This is a genomic window from Mucilaginibacter ginsenosidivorans (assembly GCF_007971025.1).
GTDB classification, from domain to species: Bacteria; Bacteroidota; Bacteroidia; order Sphingobacteriales; family Sphingobacteriaceae; genus Mucilaginibacter; species Mucilaginibacter ginsenosidivorans.
The window spans coordinates 1,580,820-1,605,648 of record NZ_CP042436.1 but is presented as its reverse complement, the minus strand read 5'-3'; the positions used below and the strand labels follow the sequence as shown (position 1 = coordinate 1,605,648).

Sequence of the window (24,829 nt, the reverse complement as noted above, 5' to 3'; positions counted from 1 at the left end):
GCCTCCGGCTCCAAAATTCCTGATCTTCAAATGAAAATAATATCCAATTTCTCTATAAATATTTTCTGAATGCCGCTATGGTTTGATAGATACCATAAGCAATCAAAATTTTCCCTAACAGAAAGAATAACGCTCCGATAAAACCACCGTTGACGGTATGATTGGTATTAATCAATCCGTCAAGACCATTAGGCAACCAAAAGTATTGTAGAAAACCTGGCCAGTCCGGCTGAACAAAACGGAAATTGTGGACGCTTAATGTAAAGAAATAAAAGCAAACAAATCCGGTTGCAACCGTAAAACTTAACCCTATCAGCCAACTGGTGCCGTACCGATTGGACCAGGCGTTAAGTTTTAATAAAAGCCAGTCACCTGTTTGACGAAAATGCAAATCCTTCGCGTGTAGTTCCATTTCGCGGCGATAATAGGCCAAGGCAGAAATGCTATTGTTGATTTTTTTGGCTTCATTTTTTAGCAACCGGGCACCGTGCCAGTCAGTTACGAAAGGTGCGAGCGTGCCGTTAGCTTGTAAGTTGCCGGTCACTACTGTTCCATCCAGACTAATCTCTTTTAAGTAAACATTTCTTATATCCATCAGGCCCTTAATTAAAGCACTTTGCATCTGAAGTTTTCCTTGAACGTTATTAACGGTGTTAATGTGAAATATCCGTACGATGGAGTTAGCAGAAATATTGCTGGCTTCGAAACCAATTGTGCCCTGAAAAGAGACCGCGTTTTCGGCCCGGAGATTGGCACCGATCCAAATGTTGTCATTAATCTTTGCCCCGGTAAACCATAAACTTCCGTTGTAGGCCGTATCGGTAAATGATAAAGCCTTTTCCAATAAACCATGAGAAAAGCTTAGATCCTGTTCAAACTTACAATGCTCGACCATGACAATCCCTTGGGCGGTGACTGCTGGAAAACGCACATGGCTATTGAATACACTGTGGTCGATATACAACTCTTTTTCAAAAACAGCTCTCGTTCCACGAAGCGTGCCTGTGAGGCTTAGATTATGTAATTGTACCTGTTGTTCAAAAACCGTATCGCCTACATTGAGATCGTTTATCATGATGGGCTTATCGCCCTTAAAAGCACCGGTAAGGACAAAATGACCAACACGACAATGAGATACATCTACAACGCCCGCTAACTGGCCATGGCTGATTTCCAATTTTTTTTTAAAGTGACAAGAACTCAAGTCCAGACCCTTTGGAAACTGCGAATCAAATAGAAAAACGTCTTGTTCAAATAAAGAATATTTGAAACCCGGCTTCATCAAAGGAAGCATAGACTTTGTTACGGTAAATGTGCTGCGCGCAAGGGTACTTACAAAAGAAGCCTCGCCTTTAACATCGATCTCCGTAAAATTCACACGTTCTCTATATTCATTATGATGAAATTGCAACCCCTTTTCAAAAATTACATTGTTAATTAGAACGGGGCCGCTTAGGAGAGAGTTGAAAACGCCAAAAGATTTGGTAAATTTCAAATTAGTGATGTATAGGCCCGGGGTTATGCGTGCTGACATTAAATCGGTTTGCTGAATCTCATTCATTCCCAAGATAATCTCTATGCCTTCGACCGGGTTATCTTTTATAATCTCATATACATTGATACCGACGTTGATTTCGCACTCAGAGAAGACAAATACGTTTTTATTCTTGCGCAGGATATTGAGCACATCTTCTGCGCTTTTTATGAGAAATTTCTTCTTGGTGACCATATGTGATGAAATTTAATTATAAATGGGAAAGTGCTCATTCAGCAGGTTTTGAAGGATTATTCCTCTCGGATCAGGATAGATATTGGCTACAATTGCGAATGTTTTTAGAACGGATAAATGGGTTTGTTGCTTTATTGCTCCGGATCGGAATAAATCCATTGTGAATCATGGTCTGGTCGGGCCGAGTAATATTTAAAGAACCATTTCAAACGAAGAATATTTATCTAATTCCAGTTGTCGATTAGGTATTGTTAAATAAGCGAAGTCCTGCAGGTCCATTATACATTTATTCACAATGTCTTCTCCCCGATTGAATTTTAAAGGCTCAAAATCAACGGCTGCCATTTGTATATCTTCATTTACCATTTCTACCTTCAAAGTATTTATAAAAGTTTCACAAATTTTAAGTATCATATTTTGAATCACTGAACTATCAAAAAAGCTATCATCACTTGAATCCATGTAAATGACACAGTTACAAGCATAATAAGGTTTGGTAGTTCCAGTTTTCGCGCCTTTATACTTGGCAACGATCGGGATCGTAAGAATGGTTTTCGGAGAGCTTTTAAAATTATATTTCTTTTCAATATTTAAATTAGTCATCAAGGCGTTAAATAGGTCGTCATCAATATTTTTCACCCAAAGAGGCAGACCTGTTCTGATTGAATAACCTACATTGCCCTTGTCAATTTTATAAACTGTTCCAACTTTATTGTTTTTCCTGCCATCTTCTTGGATTTGGAAGTAAGGGGTCAGCATTTGATAATATAGTTTGGTATCTATACTCAATACTCTATGAATGGTTACCCGTAAATTTTTTTCATCCTTATAATGTTCGGAAATGGAGCTGCCTAATATGTCTACAAAAACAGAGCAAATAGATTTTGTGTATCTTGATAAATGATGCTGTCTCTTTTTCTCATTAAAATAGGTGTTAAAGGTATCTTCATCCCAATTTATTTGAATCATGCCATGCTCAGCACTTTTACGCTGTAACGCCCTGATTTTAACTAACTGCCGGTACTCGGTAAATGAAAATTTAGCCTTATGATAAAGATTTTTCTTATTTGTTCCCTCCCTGATAATAATCTTACAATCACCTGTTATAGGGACATTTTCGAACTTGGGATTAGTAATGTCCAATTTTTTATCATATAAGAACTTGTCGTATTTGTATAAAATATAGGCAACAAACGCATTTATTAAAGAGATTCTTTTATAATTCAATATTTGATTGAACCTATCCTGTAGGCCGAATAAATAAACGTTAACTGAAGCATCCAATTTGGTGAAAAACTCTTTCCTTGTATATTCATCAATTATATAAGAATATTCATTTGGATTAATTGCCGAAAACTCTGTCTGGTAAAAATCATCATTCAAATTTTTACCTGTTAGTCTTTTACGTCTTATCTCAACAAGGTGCTTTAATAGCTTCTTACCGGCTGCCTTGCTGTGTAAAATATTCAAAAAAGAATCGTAAGAAAAATCCCTGATGAGTATAGTAAACAAATCTATAAGAGCTCCATCACCTGTACCGGATATCAGATAATTTGTTTTTGAAAGATCGTCTTGCTTTATTGACGTATCTCTCCAGTACGATTCTGATTTATTCTTGGCTGTGACACCTTTTTCAATTCCGTATCCAATCGCATAAATAACGAGGTCTGCATAAAGATCTATATTTTGAACAGCGTAACGACTTTCCGTTTTACCGACAATTTCAAAATGCTTCCCACTAGCGCGTTCTATAATTTTAATTTCTTTTGCGTTACAATGTTCTTCATAGCAGTCAGGGTTAACTTTCCTGGCTTTCAATAAAATTGCTTGAAATTCCTTTTTTACAGATTTGACAACATTCGCTGCAGTATCGTGGTGCCAATTTAATACTGGCAAATTTGTCCGTGTTTGGGTAGCGTTCTCTGCCGGCCAATCATATAAATAGGGATGGATATCTCTATTTGTACAACCAGCTTGTATATTTAATGTTTGAGAACCCTCCTCGAATAAATAAACCTTATTCTTCGACTTTAAGGCTGCAGCAGCAAATGTTAAACCAGCAATCCCTCCTCCAATAATCGCTATTGTAAAGTTTTTATCACTGGGGATTTTTCCTGTTTTCTTGAGCGCATCAAAAATATTTAATGCTCTGATTTGCTGCTTATAAAACGTAATGCCGCTTTCGAAAATCCCGATAATAAATTTGAATTCTGTAATCCTAAATAATTCCAGATATTCTGAGGCTTTTTCTTGGTCGGTCTTACTCATTAATAAAATTCAGGTTTACATAGATATGTATTTATTATTAAAAGTAAAAAAATAAAGCACAATAAATCACATCAACTTATTCATTAGAAATCATTTAGAGATTATATTTCAACAATTCAGAAAGGGTAGATATCTATTTACTGTTTATTTTTCCCAAACCATTACTACCTGCCGAAATACTTTGTCAACTACTTCTTTAAATCCAGCTTCTTCAGCTGCTCTAATTGATGCGATATTTGATTTGCGTGTATGCATATATACTCTATTCAAACCACTTTGCTCACAGGCCATATTATAAGCATATCGTCCTATGTGTCGACCCTGATACTCTTTGTTAATGAAAATATCGATTGATGGATGATTGCCGAGCACTTCATTTTCGAGGAAATCAATGTATATTTTTCCCACACGGACATCCCCTAAATGTATATGCCAATATTTACCTCTATTATGGTCATGTAAATTTTGTCCCTGTCCCGCCTTTAGCGTTAGTTTACTTGGGTCTATTGGTTCAGCCTTAACCTTCTGCATAGCTAATCGTTTAATAATTCATCAATTATCTCCATTGATTCCTTCCATAAATCTGCCGGATAAAATCCTGGCGAGAGCGCGATAGTTATATCTTCAAGTTGAGATTTTGGAATCTGATTCATAATTGCGACAAACACCTCTCGCACGCGCCTTAAAACATTGGCTTTGCTTGGATTGTGGATATACCGATGACCTTCCCAATCTGAGTCACCATCAAAACGGTTATTAAAATAATCCATATCAACATGCAACAAGATAGGAATGTCAGTTGGAATTTCAGATAAAAACGCCGCTAAGTCGTCCGTCGGATCATAGATGATACCGGATGATAATTCATTGGATTCAAATCCCAACGAGGGCCGAACACAGGTTTGACACAGTAGATCGTCGTTTGTGAGGCTTTTTTTTATTATGCCCTTTTTGTACGCGTGTGGAATTCGATAAGTGGGCAGCAGATGCCTGAACTGCAACTTTGAGAATTGATGAAAAAACAAAGGCATAAAACTTCCTACTGCAATTGAACCGCTTTTAATTGCGTTCTCAACAGATATCGGAGAGGCGAGGTTCACCTCACTTTCAGCTAAAGGATCGAAATATTGATGATCATCTTGGTGAAATAAAAGTGGGGGCATGCAATCCCGGTGGTCATCTACATGAAGAATAATAATCTCGTCAGTTCGTGGTTTCTTTTTTATAAGCTCTGCATACCATTTACTCCATGCAAATAATGTCCAGTTATCATTTAAAGATAATTGGTAGTTTGGATTTTGACGCACCGCAAAGGGAATATCCCGAACTTTGCAACCTTCTTGCCACCATTTTAATCCTTCTAATAAATCGGGATCAATATAAAAAGATTCGATTGCCGGCCAATCAATTGAAATTTCAACCACATCATGACGCAATTCAATGCCAATTTCCATTCCGGAAAAATAATCCGAAAGCAATTGATGCCGATCTATCGAACTAACAGGGAGCTGACGTAAAGGCAGTGTAATTTTCATTGATTAATGCCTTAAATCGGGTATTTAATAAAGTCAAAATGATACGGCCTCCTTCGGTAAGATCACAGGATTCAACAACAGCAAACCCTTTGCTTAACTGTTCGCTAATTCTAAGGCTTTCCTTATCTGCTTTTTCTTTTAAGATTGAATCAGCATTTAATTTAAGGAATGTCCAAAAATCCAAAAGTTCAACAAAAACAAATAGTGCGTGAAATAGACCAGTAGGCGGCCGCAATTCTTCCCTCCATGGTGAAGCCACTAAGGGGTAATCGGCGTGTACAATAGGACACACTCGCTGCAGCATATATAATTTTTGATGACGGTGCTCATGAATAATTGAATCCGCTAAATCACTTGGATCGATAAATTCATTTCCACGCATGACTTGGACATAAAGAGCACCAGGGACGCTATTATCGCTAAACGATACCACTTTATCTGGATGAGCACTTGGGTCACGTATAAATTGTATTTCAGGTGAGAACAATTGCATTTCTCCAATCAACTCTGGTTTCCATGAATTAATCAGATTCAATGCTTCATCCAAAATTGGTTTTCCGTTTGCCGCAATTGTTGCCGGCTCAAAATATATTTTGTCAGCGAAAGGCAAACGTAACCAACGATCTTCCCGCTGTACAGAAGGCCAAGGGGATCGGGTTTCACTTAACGCTAAAATTTGTAAAACATATTCGGGCTCCGGAGCTATGATTTTTCTGTCGATATCGTGCACCGTTATGCCTGCCATATGTTTTTGCATAACTTCTGTCCAGGCTACAATCGAAGGCTGAATAGCTAAAGACTGAAAATCCTTGTCGGACAAATCATATAGCTGGTTTATAGCAGACGCCAAAGAATTTTTATAAATATGATCAATTACACTTTTGAACTTTTCAGTCTGGCTTTGTTCAAATGATCCTAATATTGTTCTGAATGCACCAGTAATTCCTGGCTGAGTTTCATATTCATTTATAAGGTCGGTATCAAACTCCTTTAACCCTACTTCTCGGCGTTCAAACTCGATCTGCAGTTGTTCATTTACGCGTTTATTTGCATGTTCAATTAGACCTTTTAATTCCATACAATAAATACTTGGGTTTAAAAAGCCGTCCTTACCATAACGGTGAGCTACAGCCCCACCACCACAAACGTCTACAACCGGACAATTTTGACATTGCTCACTTAATCCTTCCTTTGTAAGCAAAACCCTGTGTTTGTTAACCTGTTCAGATTGTAAGGCTTGGAAAATAGAAGTGGAGTGCACATCTCCGTTAGATAAATTAGTACCCTGGCCAGTAATTTTTAAAACGTCAAGATCATGATAGCAGCCATCGGTTTCGATGGTAATTAAACTAACGTCTCCAAACCCAAATCCATCTGTTTCACTTGGCACTCCCATTAGCGAAGCCAATATGGAATCAAAAGTTCTTATTTTTAAGTTGGAATAATTATCAAACCAAATATCAAAACACTCTATTAACCATCTGAGGTAACGTTCTGGATCTTTGGATCTTCCTGGTGGCAAGGTCAAGTAATTGGCATCTGGCAACAAAAAGTCTAATTGAGGAATATCCCGTTCGGCAAAATATTTAAGAAGATCCAGGGGTGAGTTATCGGCGTCTATAACGGCAATTACCCCTGAGAAAACCTCTGGGTAATTCTCCAGTAGCGACAAGGCTTTTTCGGTGGCGCTATAGCTTGACTTTCCTTTATGGTCGAGCCGGTGGCGATTATTTGCAGATGCGGGACCATCCAAACTTAGGGATACTTGGATACCTGATTTTTGAAAATGGATTAAATCATCTTCCTTTAGCAAGACACCATTGGTTTGTAAAGAAAATTCAACAACTACTCCCGGCAGAAAACTCTTTAGTAGTTCTGCATGATTGATCAGTTTTTCCGTCGCCATCAACAAAGGTTCACCGCCATGATAAACTATTGCTATCCGGTCTAATTGTTGTTCAATTGTGTAGTCTCTAATTCTTTCTGCAACGGCCTGAAGAATCTTATCAGACATCAATTTTGGCTGTGATTTCCACCCTTGGTCCAGGTGGTTATACATATAACAGTAGTCGCAATTTATATTACAACGAGAAGCAACCTTGAGTAAGAAGCAACGTGCTGTAGGGTTGTTCGGTAACTCAGGCATAAGATTAGGTCGTTAATTTATAATTAAAAGAAAATGGATTGGTATCTACATTCTCTTCGGAGACTGGTCTATGAACGATTATGACGGTGGTGCATCCTATCGTATGCTGTTATTGCCTGAACGCCTGAAGCCTGCATCATTTTAGCGCGCATTCGGCTTAACGCTGGGTGCTCAGAAGTATTTTGTTGTAATTTCGGTAATAGCTCTGGTGCGCTAACGATAGACGACTGAGAAGTGGCTGTAGTGTTATGTTTCATGGTCGCAATTTATTGTTAAATTTTTTAAAGATAATAATATTGTTCTTGAAATAAAAAGTATAAACTGACAAAGGTAAAAAGCCCATATGTTAAAACTATGAATTAATGTTCTTTATTAACAAAATTTCTCAAAATCAATCTTATCTGCTTCACCCAATATTTCCCCCCCTTGAGAATTAATGACTTCAAAAACGTCCATCAGAAATATCCCAGGAGAACTTAATAAATCATCTACGTTTCTTTTTGGTAAAAGTCCTTGCGCAAATTCCCTGAATTCTGGATACCTATGATCAGTATCAATTCCAAGTGTTTGTTCAATGTGAAAAGGCAAAAGGTAAAATATGGCTATCATATGGAGATTACGATAATTAAGAACAGCACTTTCAATTTCAGTATTTAAGGGTATTTGTGGTTCAATGATAACATCTCTGCCCTCATTTTGCAATTTCCAGTCCGCATTCCAGTCAAGCTCTCTTGGAAATCCGGCTGTTACAAAATGGAATAAATAATCTTTTAAAATTTTACGACCAGAATGATACGCAATAGCCGAATCAACCCATATCCTTTTTGCACCCTTTGCCTGCGCCCGGATAAACAGTCTTGTTGTTTCTGCAAAAATCTCTTGCCCTTTCGCATTAAACTCTCTTTGATGCTGACCCCATTTAATGTAATCACTTAACCAATAACCCGATACCTTATCGTCAACGATATAGTCATGATTTATTGAATCGAAAAGATTTTGATATTTAGCATCGCTAATACTGCATAAATTAAAATAAGAGGCATAATCTGACAAAAAATCCGGCGGATAGCTGACGCACGCTTCGAATAAAAAATTGTGCCCATATTGAAGGGCTGCAGCCTTTATAAAATCAACATAGCCATTACTATAGATTGTATCAGCGTCAGCCTGAAGAATGAGGACATCTTCGATTTTTAAGTTAAGTTTTTCAGCGATAGTAACCGCTAAAAGATTCCCCCGATGGCGAGCCGGAACATAACCTTGTTCGCCTTCAAATACCACATAGACACTACCATCCGAAGACTTTTCTTTAATATCATTCGCGACTTTCATTGTTGAATCAGTTGAATTGTTATCAACTATTATCAATATTACATCATGGAGAGTTGATTGGCCTGATATACCAAATCCAAATGATTGACAGGCTTTAACAAGATTGTCTTCTTCATTATAACATGGCATTACTATTATAATTTGCATAGAGGGGAAGATAAAATGATAAGGGTCTAAATACTATGAGATTGCTATGCTTAAGTTTCTGAAATTTCGATTAAATATAGACATCTCGTGATGTCTACTAAAATTATATCCTTAAATTGTATTTCTTAAGCAGCTCTTCAACCCTTTAATTTCTGTTAATTTTACAGATTGAGCTTATGTTAGCCTGCGCCTTAACGACTTTTCCATATTAGATAAAAACTAATGAGCAAACTCCAGGAAATTGAACAAAAACTGATACGGGTAAATGATGCTGTTTTTCAAAATGTGTGTGACGCGGTGTTATTCAGCACGGAGCGGAATTTTTCAACTATCCACCGAACCGGAAGTCAGAAAGGAAAACAAAAAACAACGAAGGGAACGCCTGACAGCTATTTTCTTTCACCAATCGGCAGGTACACGTTTGTCGAATATACTACGAAGCATAAAGATGATAATCCGAATAGTTTTTTAAAAAAACTACAAGATGATATTTTGCGATGCCTGGATGAAAACATAACAAAGATTCCGGTCAGCAAAATTGAGAAGATAATCTACTGTTATAACACCACACTAACTACCGAAGAGTCGGACAGCTTGTCCGAAATTTGCAAAAGCAAACGTATTGCGCTCGACCTGATAGGTATTGACCAGTTGGCGCTGCTGCTGCTCACCAGAGCCGCCTATGCAGCAAAAGCATTTTTAGCGGTAAATATCGATACCGCACAAATTTTGCCTGTGGCACAATTCATTTCGGAGTATGAGTCGTCCGGGATTGCCACCGTGCTGAGTAATCAATTTATTGCCCGTGAAGCAGAGCAAACAGAGCTGATCAACCTACTCAATGAGAACCAGATCACCATTGTGAGGGGTGCACCAGGCACCGGTAAATCTAAATTAGTGCTCGCCTCGATAGATACCTTTTTGGCCGGGTCGCCAGACTACACAGTTTATTGTATTTCAAATAAGAATGCGGCGATCAACGAAGACCTGCGTACTTATGTTAATGATGAAAATAACTATCTTATTTTCATCGACGATGCCAACCGGCAGTATGAGAACCTGAACTCCATTTTGGGGATACTACGCGAGCAGCGCAAAGGTACCCTGAAAATTATACTCACCGTAAGGGACTACGCCTTTGACGATATTGTTCATCAATGCCGGGACCTCGCTCCCGCAGAATTAAATGTTCCCAAGCTTTCCGACGAACAAATTACTGAGATCATTACAGGCAGGGATTTTAATATCAAGGACAAAAGGTTCATTAGGCAGATTCTAGAGATCGCCGAGGGAAATCCGAGGCTGGCGATCATGGCGGCGAAGGTAGCATTGAAAACCAATAATCTGCTCAAGCTGTATGACGCCTCCGCCATCTATGACGAATATTTCCAAAATGCAATTCCTGACCATCGCCTGTTCAAGGACCGTGTCCTCATGAAAACCGTCGGGCTGATCGCATTTTTCTTTGCTATCGATCGTACAAATACGATCTTTCTGCAAAAACTACTTGATCTGGCCGACATCACGACCTACGAATTCAACCAAGCTGTCGAACAACTCGAGCGGCTGGAACTGATCGAAACGAACCTCGATTTATCGATTATTAAAATTGGCGACCAGGTTTTGGCGACCTATTTCTTTTTTAAAGTATTCCTCAAGGATCAATTGATAAAGTTCGAAATCATCCTTGAAAACTTCTTTAACAACTATTCAAACAGGGTCAAAGATTCAGTCATCCCGGCTAATACTATATTCGGTTATAACCAGGTAATAGAAAAAATAACGCCGTCCCTCGATGTCTACTGGACCAAAATAAAGGAAGACGAGTACCTCGCCTTGAAATTTCTTCAAACTTTCTGGTTCTACCGTTACCAGGATGTTTTTGCATATCTCTGGGAACGCATCCGGCAGCTGCCTGCAACCGAAGAGCCATTCATCTACGATCCTAAAACGTCACAAAGGGACCTCCTTGCTCATGAAGCCTACCTCGACCTATTGGACAGTTTCTTTGCATATCACTTCTCCGTTTTCAAGGATTCTCTGGAGTTGAGCTTTGAATATATCCGTAAAAAGCCACAATTCTTTACCAAGCTTATCAAATCGGTAAATGAAAAAATCGCCTTCAGCTTTGAGGACCAATTGTCGCATTTTACCAGGCAAAAGCAATTGTTTGAATTGCTGACCGAAAATTTCGATGATGCATTATATCGTCAGGCGTTTTATATTCTAAGCCGTAAATTTCTTAAATCCGTTTATCGCGTTCACACTGCATCAAGAAAGAAAAACACCATTTCCTGGTATGAATATCAGCTTCCCCTAAACACTGATATCAAAAGGTTCAGGACAAAGATATGGCGTCAACTTATCAAGTTCCAAATGAGGTATCCGTTGGAAACCCAACAGTTCATCTATGAATATTCCCAACGTTCCCCTGATTGGGTCAAAGAGCATATCGGACATGACTTGCCTTTTCTGCTCCAAGTATTCAAAAGATTCGATAAGAAAAACTTCGTTGATTGTTACATCATTCACCACGTGGAATGGTGGTTCAACAGGCTTGGGGTGCACTCTAATGAGCTAAGTATGTTAAAATCGGTCTTTACAAATCGGACCTATGAAGAATACAAGGTTCTAAGCTTCGACAGGTTGAGGGATAAGCGAGATTTTGAATTCGACGACCATGACGAATATAATCGGCTAAAGGAGGCGGAGATCCGAAAAGCTCTAATATTTAAGAATATGCGCGAATTCAAGGGCTTTTACAGCCGCTTTGTTTTTCTGAACACCTGGGCTGCAAAAAACAAGAACAATCAACTCACACAAACCGTCGATATGGCACTGGAGGAAAATTCCAGATTGAACCCGGTTCTGGGACTTAAACTGTTAAAATATTTGATTGAGTCAGGCAATGAGTCATTGATGATTCCCTGGAGGGCAATTAAGATGGTTATGGAAAAGATGCCTCAGCGTAGCCTTAAAAGTTTTTACAAACTCCTAACCGGGAACGACTACCCAAAGTCAAATTATTGGGTACTTTGTTATTTTGAATTCGCACCGTTCCACCTGGTAGATAAAAAATTGTTTACATTGTTCCTGAAATTTATCGCGGCCAACCAGGAGGGATACTTCTCTGTGGATTGGGACTGCCTGGATAGGTTTCGCGCCATCGATAAACGGGCGATCGTAAAAATCCTGACTATAGTTAACAGTAAAATCAGGGACAATGGGAAAAAATGGCGCATTGATCACCGTTTCTTTCTAAAGTATATAAATGACTTTAAGAAAGATATGCCGCTGTTGCAGGAGGCCTATTTGCTGCAAGAGTCCATGCAGGACCACTTCGATTTCAGCTGTGAAGCATTATACCTTTTGATCGAAAAGAGTCCGAAATTCCTATTGGTTTTTATCGAATCCATTTGCAAAGGAAAGTCTTTTATCAGTAGCCGGGAATATTCCCATCTGAACCTGATCTGGAAGTTTAAGTACGCAGAAAAATTGCTTGAAGAGATATTTCTTGTTATCGAACCGAGAGGTTTGATAACAGAAGATAATATTTATAATGCCTTTTTTGAACGCCTTGATGAGACGAATAAAAATAGAGCAATCGCATTTTTGAAGGAGTTATTAAAGAAATATCATAAGGACTCCGGCAAGGTTTCCATGATCATGGAAATTGTCATTGCCGTTTTCAAAAATCTACGAAAAGATTTTATCAGGTTGTTTCTTTCTCTTTCAGATGACTACGACGTCTTTACTGAAATCAAGCTGGCGGAAACAAATTACTTTGGACCTGCCAACGTAAATGTTGGCGCTCTGCGGGCTGCTGAATGGGAGGCGGTGCTTGAATGCCTGAATGAAATTAGGCGTGGGGCTTATAAATATGCCGCACACAAAACGTTTGTTTTAGGACAGATTAGTGCGTATAAACGTGACGCCGACTATGAGTATCGGGCACAACTCATGTTCGATCGGGACTGATGTAAAAATGTGTAACCTTCCATCAAACTACTCATTAAATTTCATTCCGAGAATTATCACATTAACGCCTTCGTCGATTCCTTTGCGTTGCAAACGGACGGCCATATTTTTTCCAAAGAATCATAGCAGCACTTGCCACAACGATCGCAGCGCCCCACCACTGAATACTTTCGTTAGCGGGTATTTTTACTTCCTCCTCTGTGTAAGTCAGCATGTACCGCACATTAGCATCCTCCAGCACCAGGTAGGTTAAGAGATCCTCTTCCATTTCCCTGTCCTCTTCCCCCAAATGGATAACCAGCACACTGGCTTGCTTCGTCTTATACTGCTGAATTTTTTTGGCACTGAGCGGGTTAGTCACGATAATCTCGACATAGACCGGCTGACCGTCCACTGTAATGGTCGCATCTGGCACTAGGTCGTTGCAGCGGATTTCGACCATCGGGTCCGTATAAGCCACCATCCCCTTACCAGGCATGAATAACCTGTTATTTTGTTCAATAATGACCTTGGCCATCAAATGCAGCTGGCTCTCCGGCGTGGGATTACAATTTAAGTTGTGGTTGTGCCGGAAATGCTTTTGATAAGGGGTGTTCAATACCGCCGTTAAAGCTTCCTGACAGTCATAACAAATGCAGTCACATTTAAGGCCGGTTTGCGTCACCTGTCCGATCGTTATGAGCTTTCCGGCTTCCCGTTGTATGGCTACGATAGGTTGTCCTCTCATTGGTTCTGTTAAAATTTAAATGGCAGCATCCGCCAGCGCGGTCCTGACGGCAGTTGACAGCGGAAGGTCGAATGATGGGTTTTTAACCAACAAGGTATAGCGTCCGACGTGGGCTTCGTTCCTGCGCATCGCGTAGTTAAAAAGCGGGTCGTCGACCAAAAAAGGTTCGTCCAGCGGCGGCATCACTTCCCCGTAAAAGACGACGCCAAAGATATTTTTATAGCGCCCCAACTCTATAGCAAGAGCAGCGACGGTTTCCGGCACATTCATCGTCAGCATATAGAGGATATGTACGGGACAATAAATGAGGCCGGGCTGACTTTCTGGGATCTGTTTAACTTCTCTTCTGAGTCGGCTGTTTTTAATTATCTTCATTGTATAATCATATTCCACATCGAAACCATCGAACCGGCGGGCGAGCTGAAGTTCAGTGCTCCAACGGTCAAGTTCATCGAGGCAATCAGAATGTGCAAAAGCGATAGCGAGGTATTGATCACGGTACGCAGCTACTTTTCTTTGTGTCGCGGCCTCATCTTTCAGTGCTTTTATCAGGTCAAATAATTGCGTTAAATGGTCATCCGGCACCAATTTATACAACTTTCCGGCAACGGGCAGGCTATAACCGTCCCTAAAGCACAGGTTTAGCAAGCTGTAATAGAGCCGGTCCTGTTTTTCCCGGAGGCGGCCCTCGCTGATCCGAGAGACTTCAATAAACACCTTTTCGCCCGTGCCGGGACAAATCAGTTCCAGGTCGGAGTTCTTTTGCCCCTCTTTTTCCTCCGGGAAATAAATGTCAAAACCCAGGGCTAGGTGCCGGGCACCGATCTCCAAAAACGGAATGGCCTCTGTAGCTACTTTGGTCCTCGAATGCAACTTTTGCAGCAGGTGCGGGTAATTACTCGCTGCTGCTTTTAATTGTCGCAACACCCTAATCCAATGGATGAATTCTTTAAGCTGCCCTTCTCCGCCTGCCATCATTAATTTATGGAGGACCGGATGGTTCCTCCCGCAAGTATCGAAAAAGCCCTTACCCAATTCCTTTTCTAGAAAGGAAAGCGCGGCTTCGCCATCCGCCTTCAATTCGTCCGGAAGATCCGGAAGGGTTCTCAGTCTTTCCTTGAAATAGGGCCAGCGCAAAGGAAACGGGGAACCGCCAAAGGGATATATTTTATATTGTGCTTCTGCCATTTTTTTGACGGGTATAAGGTATTGGAAATACGGAAGTCAAAATACTTAATCTGGACGACCGAGTTTCAGCAATTGGTCGACAAGAAAATATCACCGCAGATCAGTCATACAGGCAGAAATACGAAAAATGTTATTTATCGACCTGAAAAGTAAAAGTCTGCTAAATATCCGATTAACATTCGATAAAATATTTAAGGTAATTTAATATTTAATTGGAGAACTCACTGAAACAATACCAAATTTTGGGAATTGACATTGATTCATTAAATTTGTTCCGAGAGTTCTTTCCACAAAATCTGATTAAATAGAAACAAATAGCAAGGGTGCCATTTCGGGTAACTCTGATAATATTTGACTTTAACTACTTATAGGTAAGGCATATACGGACGAAACTTCGGTCCCGTCCATTCCGCTAAAAGAGCCGCAAGGCTTCGTAAAACGCTTAAATCATCTGGTTTAAGCGTTTTTTTTTGCTCAAAAAATCGCATAACTACTCAGGTTTTATGATTCACCCAGGTGGCCTATTCGGTGGCCTGTTTCTAAACCCTAAATTAGTCCAAATTAACGGTTAACTAAATGACATTCAATTAGTTAGTATCATAAATTTTGAGCTGAAAACGCCTCAAAACTACTCAGGATTCTGGCTTATTGGAACCGTCAAATTCGGACGATATCAGACCGTCTCAAAAGACCTCATTGATTAGGGTCTGAGGGTTCGGGTCCCAGCGGGACCGGGGTAAATTTTCCGCCAAAAAGTGACCATTTCGGTGACCTGTTTGGCGGATCGGATTTTGGTCACCGAATTACGTGGTAAACAGTTGATTTTAAAGTACTTAATATGATAAAAATGACCTTAAAAAGGCTCATTTGAACTCAAAATTAATGTAGTTAAACAATTTAAAATCAAATGTGGTATGAAAAGCACACAAAGGTTCTCAGTTCTCATCTGGGCTGACAAAAGAAAATCAGATGCAAAAGGTAATGTTCCGTTATACGCGCGAATTACCTATTTAGGTAAAAGGGCGGAAATTTCCATCGGACGGAAAGTTGACCCGAGCAAATGGGATCCGGAGGCCGGATTCATAAAAGGTCCGGGGCAGGAAGTAAAGGATATCAACAAAGAAATTATCACGGTCAACAACGACATCCACGCGGCCTTTATGGATCTTAAGCAAACGGAGGATTTTATTACCGCCGAAAAGATCAAACAACGATATGCCGGTGAAGAAGTTCCTCAGCGGATGTTGCTGGAAGTATTCGATGAGCATAACAAAAACGTGGAGGAACTGGTCGGTAAGGATTTCGTAAAGGCTACGCTGACCAAGTATAACACTGTCCGATCTAAAACGGCGGATTATATCCAGCACAGATTTAAAAAGCCGGACATCTACCTGGAATCTATCGATTACGCTTTTGTAACCGGATTTGAAATGTATCTAAAAACCGAGGATGGCATTGAGCACAATACCGCCATGCGGTACATAAAGAACTTGAAGAAGATTGTTAACCTGGCCTTTAATCATGGGTGGATCAGGACGAACCCGTTTAACTTGTTCAAGTGTACATATAAAAAAGTTCATCGTGAAGAATTGGAATGGGAAGAGATCCATCAACTCGCCAATCATCCATTTACCATTAAACGGCTGGAAGAAGTCAGGGATACCTTTTTATTTTGCTGCTATACAGGTTATGCTTTTGTGGATATTGAAAAGCTAACGCCCCAGCATATCCATATTGGAAAGGACCAGGTGGCGTGGATAAAAACACAGCGGACAAAAACGTATGTGACAGCCAATGTCCCACTCATCCCCCAGGCCATGGAGCTTATTGAGAAATATAAAGACCATGATTGCAGAACGGTACTGAACAAATTGTTTCCGGTTAAAAGCAACCAAAAGATGAACGCCTATTTGAAGGAGATCGGTGACCTTGCCTCTATTACCAAAGTTTTAACCACGCACATTGCCCGGCACACCTTTGCCACTACCGTTACCCTGGAGAACGATGTTCCATTGGAAACAGTCAGTAAAATGCTCGGGCATACCAAATTGACAACTACCCAGATCTATGCGAAGATGAAGGACAAAAAGGTTAATCGAGATATGCATGCGCTAAAGACCCGATTGAAGCTTCAGGAAGAAAACAATTCATTTGAAATTATGGAGGAGGAAATCGTATGAATTTAGAAAAATCAATTGTTACAGATATTCAATCGATTATCATTAAGGCGAGGGAATCAGCAATACGTGCGGTAGACCATGAACGTGTTTTGATGTATTGGCAGATCGGTAAAAGAATCTTTGAAGAAGATCAAGCCGGTGAAGAACGGGCGAAATATGGTTCTCAGCTATTGAAGTTTTTATCTGATAAGCTTCAGCCGCAATATGGAAGTGGGTTCTCAAGACGAAATTTAGAATGGTTCAGACAATTTTACAGAACCTTCCCAATTACGTCCGCACTGCGGACGCAATTGAGTTGGACACATTATAAGTCGCTTTTAAGTTTAAATAGTCAGGAGAAATTAGAGTTTTATTTAGAAGAAGCCGTTAAAAATAATTGGACTTCCAGGCAAATGGATCGCCAGGTTGCCAGCCAACTGTATGAAAGATTATTGTTGAGTACCGATAAAGACAAAATACTCTCAGTAGCCAGAAATGAAAATCATCCAACAGAGCCTAAAGACATTGTAAAAGATCCCCTTATACTTGAATTTTTAGGATTAAAGCAAGAAGCTTCTTATTTTGAAAAAGACCTGGAATCTGCGCTGATTACCCATCTACAGGAATTCATGCTGGAGTTGGGTAATGGATTTTCCTTTGTGGCGCGGCAGAGGCGAATCCATCTCGATGGCGATGACTTTTTTGTCGACCTGGTATTCTACAATCGTTTGCTCCAATGCTTTGTTATCATCGAGCTGAAAACGCATAAGATCACGCATCAGGATCTTGGCCAATTACAGATGTATGTAAACTACTATGACCGCATAGAACGCATGGCCCATGAAAATCCAACTGTCGGCATTTTGCTCTGCCTGGAAAAAAACGATACAGTTGTAAAGTTTACGCTGCCGGAAAACAGCAATGTTTTTGCAAGCAAGTATCAGCTTTACCTACCTACTGCAGAGCAATTGTCCAGGGAGATTCACAACGAGATCCTTAAACAAAAGGATAAGGAAAATGAATAAATGAATTAAGCACACAGCGTGTGCACAATTCATTTACACCAATATTTATTGGATTTTGACATCACAGATTGTGATGCCAAAATTATAACGGCCATTAAAATGTCGATCCATTTTCCCCTACTTCTATCTGATAACAATTATCACATTGTGAACGCACAGCGTTCACAATGTCCAAAGTCATGCCTCAATTTCAATTGTGCAGACAGCGTCTGCACAATTGAAAGGTATTGTTCGTTTTCATTGTGTGGTCCGAATTGTGTACGCACCGCGTACATAATTCGGGTTTTCCGATATCTTGAATTGTGCACGCACTGCGTGCACAATTCAAAATGACTTATATGATAAGCTGTATGGATGTGTTGCCTTTTCTCCTCTTTTGTGCGGCACCTTCCACTTGTTAATTGCCAAGATAAGTTTTCAGTGTTCTTGAATGGGTACTGTGACGCAGCCTTTCCAATGCCTTGTCTTTAATTTGCCTTACGCGTTCGCGGGTAAGCTGATATTTTTCACCGATTTCATCCGGGCTATGTGCCTGCTGATTTTTCAACCCGACAAACAGCACTGTTTGTCCACGCTTCAAAATAAGAAAGCTTTATATTTACATTGTTAACCATTTGTAAAACCTCACATTAACACTCCGCTAACCACCTTGAACCCGCCATTTTCATTTTTAACCTACTTTTCCCATCATCAGCTTATTCTGCAAACAATGACGGGCAGCATCGCCGAAACGTTAAAGAAAAATCTGCTAAACGCGTCGCATTATCCGGATATCCTCAGAAAACATGAAGCGAACCGTGCGTATAATCAAAGCATAGTGGAATACCTGGTGAAGCATAATGTGCAGCCGCTGCAAACACTTTTAGTGGGCGAAACCCCAATCAAGCCCGGGACTATGTTTTGGGTTGAAACAACGATCGCTTTTCAGGGAGCCGGCAAAGCATGGGAACAACTGAATTACTATAACAAGGTGCCCAGCTATTTCAGTTTCAGAATAAATTTTGAAGAATTTGAGAACGTCATCATTGAAGGGCAACTGAATGCCGAACACCTGTATACGACATCTTCCGTCGATCAATTGTCGCGCATCAAAAGAAAGTTTCTTTTCGGGCACGTGCAGGAGATCAACGGAAAGGCAATCACCGTACGGGCGTTACTGATCGGTGACCGTGTAGTTCATGATGACGAAATGCTGCTTTATGAACCTAAGCGGGCGGAACTAAATATTCACGCTATCGACGAATTTCGGGAAATTAAACGAATCAGCCACAAAGACCCTTCACTGGATATCAATATAAACAAGACAATTCCGGAGAAAAAAATCAAACAATACCTTGCCGAGATCATCGCCGAGTCGGGTGTTGATAAAGATTGGGGCGGCGAGCAATCCGACCTGTTTACAACTCATCTACATGTAGACGGCCAGCAGTTGAGAGCAGCTTTTGTACTTAAAGGACCTTCAAAATTTCACAAAATGCAAGTGAAAGACCTCGGTAAGAACGGCGATCAGATCGCGAGGCTTTTCGACGAACCGGCCGATATTTTTATTTTGCAACATTGCCACGATATCGCTTCATCTGTCATTAAAACGATGGATGCCTTTGCCAACCAGATCAACCGGCCCCGCAAATATTGTATCATTAATGGCATTGATACACTCCGGCTTTTCAAAGCATATCATAAACTGCCCTGACCTGCCCTTGTTGTTCATAAAAGAAACCGTTTTTAAGCGGTACCGGATATTCCTGCAGTTAATTATTTTGCCGCCATGATTTCAAACCAGCTAAATAAAATTGAAGGCATTGACCCGGAGGCTGATGCACTGAGAAAATTAGGGAACCGGATAAAAACTTTGCGGATCAAAGCCGGCCACCATCATTATGAGAAGTTCGCCTACCAACATAATATCGGAAGAATATTGCTGCGACGTGCGGAACTTGGCGGGAATGTCAATTACAAAAATCTGTTAAAGATCATTAAGGCATTAGGAGTAACACCATCAGCATTTTTTAGTGAAGGATTGGACTGATTGAAAAAAAGTTACATCCGAGTCGGATAAACTCGGATGTAACTTGCTGTTGCTTGAGCCAAATTTGTATCTGCTAACGTTTTAATACGATACAATTAATAAAATTAAAGTTATGGCAGCAGAAATAATAACTAAGGAAGACTTACAGGAGTTTGGAAAAAGCCTCCTTAACCAGATCAGGGGCTTATTGAGCCAAACTATCGAAGAACCTAAAAAATGGTTAAAAACCTACCAGGTAAAGAACCTTTTAAAAATATCAGACAATACCCTGCAAACATTAAGGGATAACGGCACCATACCGTTTACCAAGATCGGTGGCATCCTTTATTACAGCTCGGAGGATATCAACAAGGTTTTAAGCGGAGAAATTAAGCCGAAACGAGTTAAGGTGGGCCGTGAAATTAAAGCCGCCTGAATAAAATCATTATTGCATAAAGAATCCTTCTGGCCCCAGCGGTGCCCAAAAAGCATAGCGGATCAGTTTGTTCCTGCGCTTCTCTAAAGGAATTTCCTTTACCTGATAAGCCATTATGGCACCGGGTTTGGGATGTTTGCTGCATAATTAACTTATCCCAAAACATGAAAGACCGGGTCCTGCAGCCTATCACGCTATAAAAAATCAGTAAATACTTTTAAAATTGAACTTTGTTTACTAAGTTTGAGTGTTTACTAAAAGTAAACAAGTAAAAAATATAAACATGCACTTGCCAGTTGTCTTAAAAAAAGGATTCGAACTTCTGCCGCCGGTTTTTAAAGACGCTTATAAAAGCATGCAGGTACATATCGGGAGTTTGCATTTAGGGCAAAGCACGCTGTTGTCATTTGAAGTAAATAAGGTTGAATTAAAATTCAATGTTTACTATGCTAACCAGATCAGCCATCTGCAATTGAATTATATCCAACGGGATGCCGCTGATGCTTTAAAACAGGCTAAGCTCCCTACTTTAGTGATCAGCCCGGTAATCTATTCAAAGATCGCTCAGAAGCTGGTGGACATGAATATAAATTATCTGGACTCTTTAGGGAATGTTTATATTAATGAGCAAACGATCTACCTGCAACATACCGGGCACAAACCCCAAGCCGGATCAGTAACCGCAAAAAGCAGATTGTTTGGCGAATCAGGGCTAAAATTATTGTTCGCGCTGTTGCAGGATGAGGAAGCTATAAATTTTCCTTATCGGGAAATCGCAAAAATAGTAACTATATCGCCGGCATCGATCACGATCCTATTCAAAGAAATGCTGAAAAACGGTTACTTGTTCGAAGATTACGACGACAGTAAGCGGCTATTGAAAAAACGGGAACTCTTACAGCGCTGGGTCAACGGTTACCAGGAGATCTTACGCCCAAAGCTTTTGATCGGCGTATATCAAACCATGAAAAAAGACCTGATCCGTAATTTCGCTGATCAGCCAATTGCTGACTGGGGTGGCAATTGGGGTGGCGAAGCAGCAGCAGCGCTCTATACCAAATATCTCGTACCTCAATTACTGACTATGTACGTTCCTGCTGATGAAAAAAGCTGGATGAAAAAGATGGGGCTGATTCCGACTGATGATAACCCAGATCTGGAAGTCTTCGGTTACTTCTGGGACAAGGATCACCCGCTGTTTCGGGTGGAGCCAAACCTGGTACCTCCACTGATCGTTTATGCGGAACTAATGGCGACCGGGGACAGCAGGAACCAGGAAACCGCTCAAAAAATTTATGATGAATACTTACAATTTATCGAGCGATAAGATCCCTCAGCATATCCTCCGTATCATTAAATCCCTTAAAGAGATATTGGGCAAACAAGCCTACGACTTTATCCTTATTGGTGCCACCGCAAGAGATATAATTATAGATGGCATTTATGATCTCGGCGTCAGCCGATTAACCGCAGACGTAGACTTTGCCGTTTTTGTACCCGAATGGGATAATTATACGGGCATCATGAATAAACTGATCAATTCAGGAAGATTCTCACCGACCAAAGCAGCTCATAAACTAATGTATGATAACGCTTACGAGATTGACATTGTTCCGTTTGGAGATATCCAGGACAAAGAAGGGCAATACACGTGGCCGCCGGATAATATTAAAGCCATGAATGTAGCGGGATTTGCGGAGATAAGCGATGCCGCAATTAATATCTTCTCGGGCAATATAGATTTCAAAATAGCATCCATCCCGGGCATTTGCATAATGAAATTGCTTGCATGGAAAGACAGGGGGTCAAAAGATAACAGAGATGGTAAAGATCTCGGATTTATATTGGCAAACTATATCGAAATGAAGTATGAGGACCTTTATGAGGCTCATGAAGACCTAATGACCTCTCCCGATTTTGATCGTGTTGTCACAACTGCACGGATTATGGGTCGTGACATCGGCGATCTTTTGAAAAGTAATAATGTCGCGTTACGCCAGGTCTACGGGATATTGGAGGCTGCAACAGAAGATGAGGAATATTCCAGGTTAGCGCTGTCGATGAAGGACGGGGGTTCAATTTCCTATAAAACAGCTTATGACGCCGTTATTGCCCTGATGAGAGGTATCTCAGACAAGAATTCGGATAAATAAAGTTATTTGTGGCCAGGCAAAAAAGAAAGGCAAACACGATCAAGGCCACCCCAGCTAATCGTACTTGCTGACAGCGGAAACCATGGGGAATTATACGCGCCAGGATACTAACCTTTTGTATTTGTAATTCTTGAAAAAATCAAGTAACTATGAGATCATAGTTCAGCAATACCGCCTGTGAATATAAAATCTTATTTACCGATCAATACAACAGCAAAAGTTGATGAACTCATTGCTGAACTGGAATCCATGCGCTGGGACGCCAAAATGGAAAAGGTGGAACTGGAAGTGGTTATGGAGATCCGGAAAATGAAAATCCAGCTATATTGCAAGGAAGCTTTTCTGAAGCTACGGTTGCGCAAACAAAATCAAAAAAGTACGGCGACTGCAAGCAGCAGCAATGCCCAATCCGCAACTGTTAAGGAATTGACGGTAGGAAAAAAGGCGATGAAGCAGGAAAGCGCCCTGTGCCGGCAATTCATTGGTTTGACAATAGCAGAAGTCGCCCATCATATGGAGAAAGACCTTGTTGAACTGATCCGGGTATTGGGAAGCCTGGGCGCCGATGTCGCTGCCGATAGCTTATTTTCCCGCGAAATACATAGCCTTTCGAAAGATTATATCGTCAATTATATTTTTGCACGAAACCGGGCCATAAAACTTAAAGAAATCGAAACACAAAACCAGGCTTCGGGCTTCGTTAAAAAGGCTGCCCTGTTCAGGGCCAGCGAGGGTACAGAAGGAAACTATCACAAACTGATTTATACACACCCTAAATCCTGAGCCTAACGGCCTTCGCCGGGGTTTACCCTGAATTTGTGCAAGTGCCACTTGCACAATTACTTTACCATCATATCACATTATTGGACAAAGTAAGGGACAACGGATCCATGAATTATGTGAACCAACAGTCTTAAAAAGAAAAGTCCCGAACACTCGCTGCCGGGACTTTTCAACCTAAACCTTATCACAATAGGTGGGAGATTTCCACCTGTAGATCGCGCAATCTACTGAAATAAATGTTCCGTATCATAATATTTTGCAACTTCCAGGAAGCCATACCGCATGGCATTGGTATCAAAATGCAAGGGCTGTTTCTTTTCCTCGTCCAGAAACTCCCTCCCTCTCTCTTTAGCTATAGCCCTGCCGATTAGCGGCATTTGGCTCATCGCAACGGTGTCAATATCGGCGTCAAGGTTAATCAAACTCATTGGTTTTTCGGGATGCTGGAAGTTATATAATTTCATGTCAGCAATTAGCTGGTTAACCGTTTCAATGGTCAGGCCGAGCGCATCAAACATTTCCTGTATTTTCATGGCAGATTTTTTTTTACAAAGCTAAATGTTATGCCGCTTTCCAGGAATTTCCGATTGGTTTATTTAATACACTTAAATTGTATCCGATTTAATAAGTCATGAGCGAACACCACATTACCTTAATTGAACCCGCCAGTTGTTCGGAAGAACAATTAAGGCAGTTTCATGATTTGGTCATTTCTGGCAACCAGGTTCAGGCGGAAGGCCTGCCCGAACGCATCGCGTCAGCGGCGTTATTAGCATTTGCCCACGCAGATGGACAGCTCGCAGGCGTAGCCTCTATCAAAAATCAGAAGCGAAGTTATATCACCGGCATATTTTTGAAAGCCAAAGTTCCGCGCCTTGCCGGAGATTTCGACCATGAGATCGGTTATGCGGTTACCCATAAGGATTACAGGCGCAGGGGTATCAGCCGTGAACTAATAGGCCGTTTAATGGACAGCAAACCTCAGGCAGGATTTTATGCCACCACTAAAAATGAGGGTATGCGGATCCTGCTTGAACAAATCGGATTTAAAAAGACCGGGCACCCGTACCAGAATTTAAACGCTGAAGTTTTGGATGTTTACACCTATTGCAAAAAAATTTTTTAGCATGGAGCGCCCCGTATTTTCACCAGAGCAATTAACATAACGCGAAAACACGGGGCGTAAAATCGGGGCTCCGGCGCGCCGGAGCCCGC

At 40.7% G+C, this 24,829-nt stretch carries 21 protein-coding genes; 10 read left to right on the top strand and 11 right to left on the bottom strand.

Features of this window, described 5'->3' with window-relative positions; genetic code table 11:
• Nucleotides 1-52: 52 nt before the first annotated feature.
• The 7 genes from FRZ54_RS07400 to FRZ54_RS07375 form a co-directional block, all read right to left on the bottom strand.
• Nucleotides 53-1,729, bottom strand: coding sequence for a hypothetical protein (locus tag FRZ54_RS07400; protein ID WP_147030994.1), 1,677 nt, complete (start codon nt 1,727-1,729; stop codon nt 53-55).
• A gap of 192 nt (nt 1,730-1,921) precedes the next feature.
• Nucleotides 1,922-3,997 (bottom strand): NAD(P)-binding protein, encoded by a 2,076-nt coding sequence (locus tag FRZ54_RS07395; RefSeq protein ID WP_147030993.1) that lies wholly within the window; start codon nt 3,995-3,997, stop codon nt 1,922-1,924.
• A gap of 144 nt (nt 3,998-4,141) precedes the next feature.
• Nucleotides 4,142-4,528 (bottom strand): GNAT family N-acetyltransferase, encoded by a 387-nt coding sequence (locus FRZ54_RS07390; protein WP_147030992.1) that lies wholly within the window; start codon nt 4,526-4,528, stop codon nt 4,142-4,144.
• A 2-nt stretch (nt 4,529-4,530) separates the two neighbouring features.
• The gene (locus FRZ54_RS07385; protein WP_147030991.1) at nt 4,531-5,532 is read right to left on the bottom strand and encodes a hypothetical protein; all 1,002 of its coding nucleotides are present in this window, start codon (nt 5,530-5,532) and stop codon (nt 4,531-4,533) included.
• Entirely contained in the window at nt 5,495-7,678 is a 2,184-nt protein-coding gene (yhhB, locus tag FRZ54_RS07380) for a cyclophane-forming radical SAM/SPASM peptide maturase YhhB (protein ID WP_147030990.1), read from the bottom strand. Before yhhB ends, FRZ54_RS07385 begins: the two co-directional genes overlap by 38 nt.
• A gap of 68 nt (nt 7,679-7,746) precedes the next feature.
• Nucleotides 7,747-7,935 (bottom strand): YhhA family cyclophane-containing RiPP, encoded by a 189-nt coding sequence (gene yhhA, locus FRZ54_RS24950; RefSeq protein WP_377026817.1) that lies wholly within the window; start codon nt 7,933-7,935, stop codon nt 7,747-7,749.
• Nucleotides 7,936-8,050: 115 nt separating this feature from the next.
• Entirely contained in the window at nt 8,051-9,157 is a 1,107-nt protein-coding gene (locus tag FRZ54_RS07375) for a glycosyltransferase family 2 protein (protein ID WP_147030989.1), read from the bottom strand.
• Nucleotides 9,158-9,379: 222 nt separating this feature from the next.
• Between FRZ54_RS07375 and FRZ54_RS07370 the strand changes: the two genes are divergently transcribed.
• A complete protein-coding gene (locus tag FRZ54_RS07370; RefSeq protein WP_147030988.1) occupies nt 9,380-13,135 on the top strand; it encodes a P-loop NTPase in 3,756 nt (1,251 codons plus the stop codon).
• Between the two features lie 61 nt (nt 13,136-13,196).
• Here FRZ54_RS07370 and FRZ54_RS07365 read toward each other — a convergent pair whose 3' ends face one another.
• On the bottom strand, nt 13,197-13,862 hold the full coding sequence (locus FRZ54_RS07365; RefSeq protein ID WP_147030987.1) for a hypothetical protein: 666 nt from the start codon (nt 13,860-13,862) through the stop codon (nt 13,197-13,199).
• Between the two features lie 15 nt (nt 13,863-13,877).
• Nucleotides 13,878-15,050, bottom strand: coding sequence for a hypothetical protein (locus FRZ54_RS07360; RefSeq protein WP_147030986.1), 1,173 nt, complete (start codon nt 15,048-15,050; stop codon nt 13,878-13,880).
• Between the two features lie 914 nt (nt 15,051-15,964).
• On the opposite strand from FRZ54_RS07360, the gene FRZ54_RS07355 reads away from it, so the two are divergent.
• Entirely contained in the window at nt 15,965-17,230 is a 1,266-nt protein-coding gene (locus FRZ54_RS07355; RefSeq protein ID WP_147030985.1) for a site-specific integrase, read from the top strand.
• Complete coding sequence (locus FRZ54_RS07350; protein ID WP_147030984.1) at nt 17,227-18,234, top strand: PDDEXK nuclease domain-containing protein; 1,008 nt, start codon at nt 17,227-17,229, stop codon at nt 18,232-18,234. Before FRZ54_RS07355 ends, FRZ54_RS07350 begins: the two co-directional genes overlap by 4 nt.
• A 397-nt stretch (nt 18,235-18,631) precedes the next feature.
• On the opposite strand, the gene FRZ54_RS07345 is transcribed toward FRZ54_RS07350, so the two are convergent.
• Nucleotides 18,632-18,814, bottom strand: coding sequence for a sigma factor-like helix-turn-helix DNA-binding protein (locus FRZ54_RS07345; protein WP_228462649.1), 183 nt, complete (start codon nt 18,812-18,814; stop codon nt 18,632-18,634).
• A 129-nt stretch (nt 18,815-18,943) separates the two neighbouring features.
• Between FRZ54_RS07345 and FRZ54_RS07340 the strand changes: the two genes are divergently transcribed.
• The 6 genes from FRZ54_RS07340 (at nt 18,944) to FRZ54_RS07315 (ending at nt 23,614) form a co-directional block, all read left to right on the top strand.
• Nucleotides 18,944-19,927 carry a hypothetical protein gene (locus FRZ54_RS07340; protein WP_147030982.1) on the top strand — a complete coding sequence of 328 codons (984 nt, stop codon included), beginning with the start codon at nt 18,944-18,946 and terminating at the stop codon, nt 19,925-19,927.
• 75 nt (nt 19,928-20,002) lie between these two features.
• Complete coding sequence (locus FRZ54_RS07335; RefSeq protein WP_147030981.1) at nt 20,003-20,263, top strand: XRE family transcriptional regulator; 261 nt, start codon at nt 20,003-20,005, stop codon at nt 20,261-20,263.
• A 112-nt stretch (nt 20,264-20,375) separates the two neighbouring features.
• On the top strand, nt 20,376-20,678 hold the full coding sequence (locus tag FRZ54_RS07330) for a helix-turn-helix domain-containing protein (protein WP_147030980.1): 303 nt from the start codon (nt 20,376-20,378) through the stop codon (nt 20,676-20,678).
• Between the two features lie 283 nt (nt 20,679-20,961).
• Nucleotides 20,962-22,005 (top strand): type IV toxin-antitoxin system AbiEi family antitoxin, encoded by a 1,044-nt coding sequence (locus tag FRZ54_RS07325; protein ID WP_147030979.1) that lies wholly within the window; start codon nt 20,962-20,964, stop codon nt 22,003-22,005.
• On the top strand, nt 21,974-22,831 hold the full coding sequence (locus FRZ54_RS07320; RefSeq protein WP_147030978.1) for a hypothetical protein: 858 nt from the start codon (nt 21,974-21,976) through the stop codon (nt 22,829-22,831). The genes FRZ54_RS07325 and FRZ54_RS07320 overlap by 32 nt, the downstream gene beginning before the upstream one ends.
• 177 nt (nt 22,832-23,008) lie before the next feature.
• Nucleotides 23,009-23,614 carry a hypothetical protein gene (locus FRZ54_RS07315; RefSeq protein WP_147030977.1) on the top strand — a complete coding sequence of 202 codons (606 nt, stop codon included), beginning with the start codon at nt 23,009-23,011 and terminating at the stop codon, nt 23,612-23,614.
• Between the two features lie 224 nt (nt 23,615-23,838).
• Here FRZ54_RS07315 and FRZ54_RS07310 read toward each other — a convergent pair whose 3' ends face one another.
• Entirely contained in the window at nt 23,839-24,147 is a 309-nt protein-coding gene (locus tag FRZ54_RS07310) for a hypothetical protein (protein WP_147030976.1), read from the bottom strand.
• Nucleotides 24,148-24,245: 98 nt separating this feature from the next.
• Between FRZ54_RS07310 and FRZ54_RS07305 the strand changes: the two genes are divergently transcribed.
• Entirely contained in the window at nt 24,246-24,740 is a 495-nt protein-coding gene (locus tag FRZ54_RS07305) for a GNAT family N-acetyltransferase (protein WP_147030975.1), read from the top strand.
• Nucleotides 24,741-24,829: the final 89 nt, after the last annotated feature.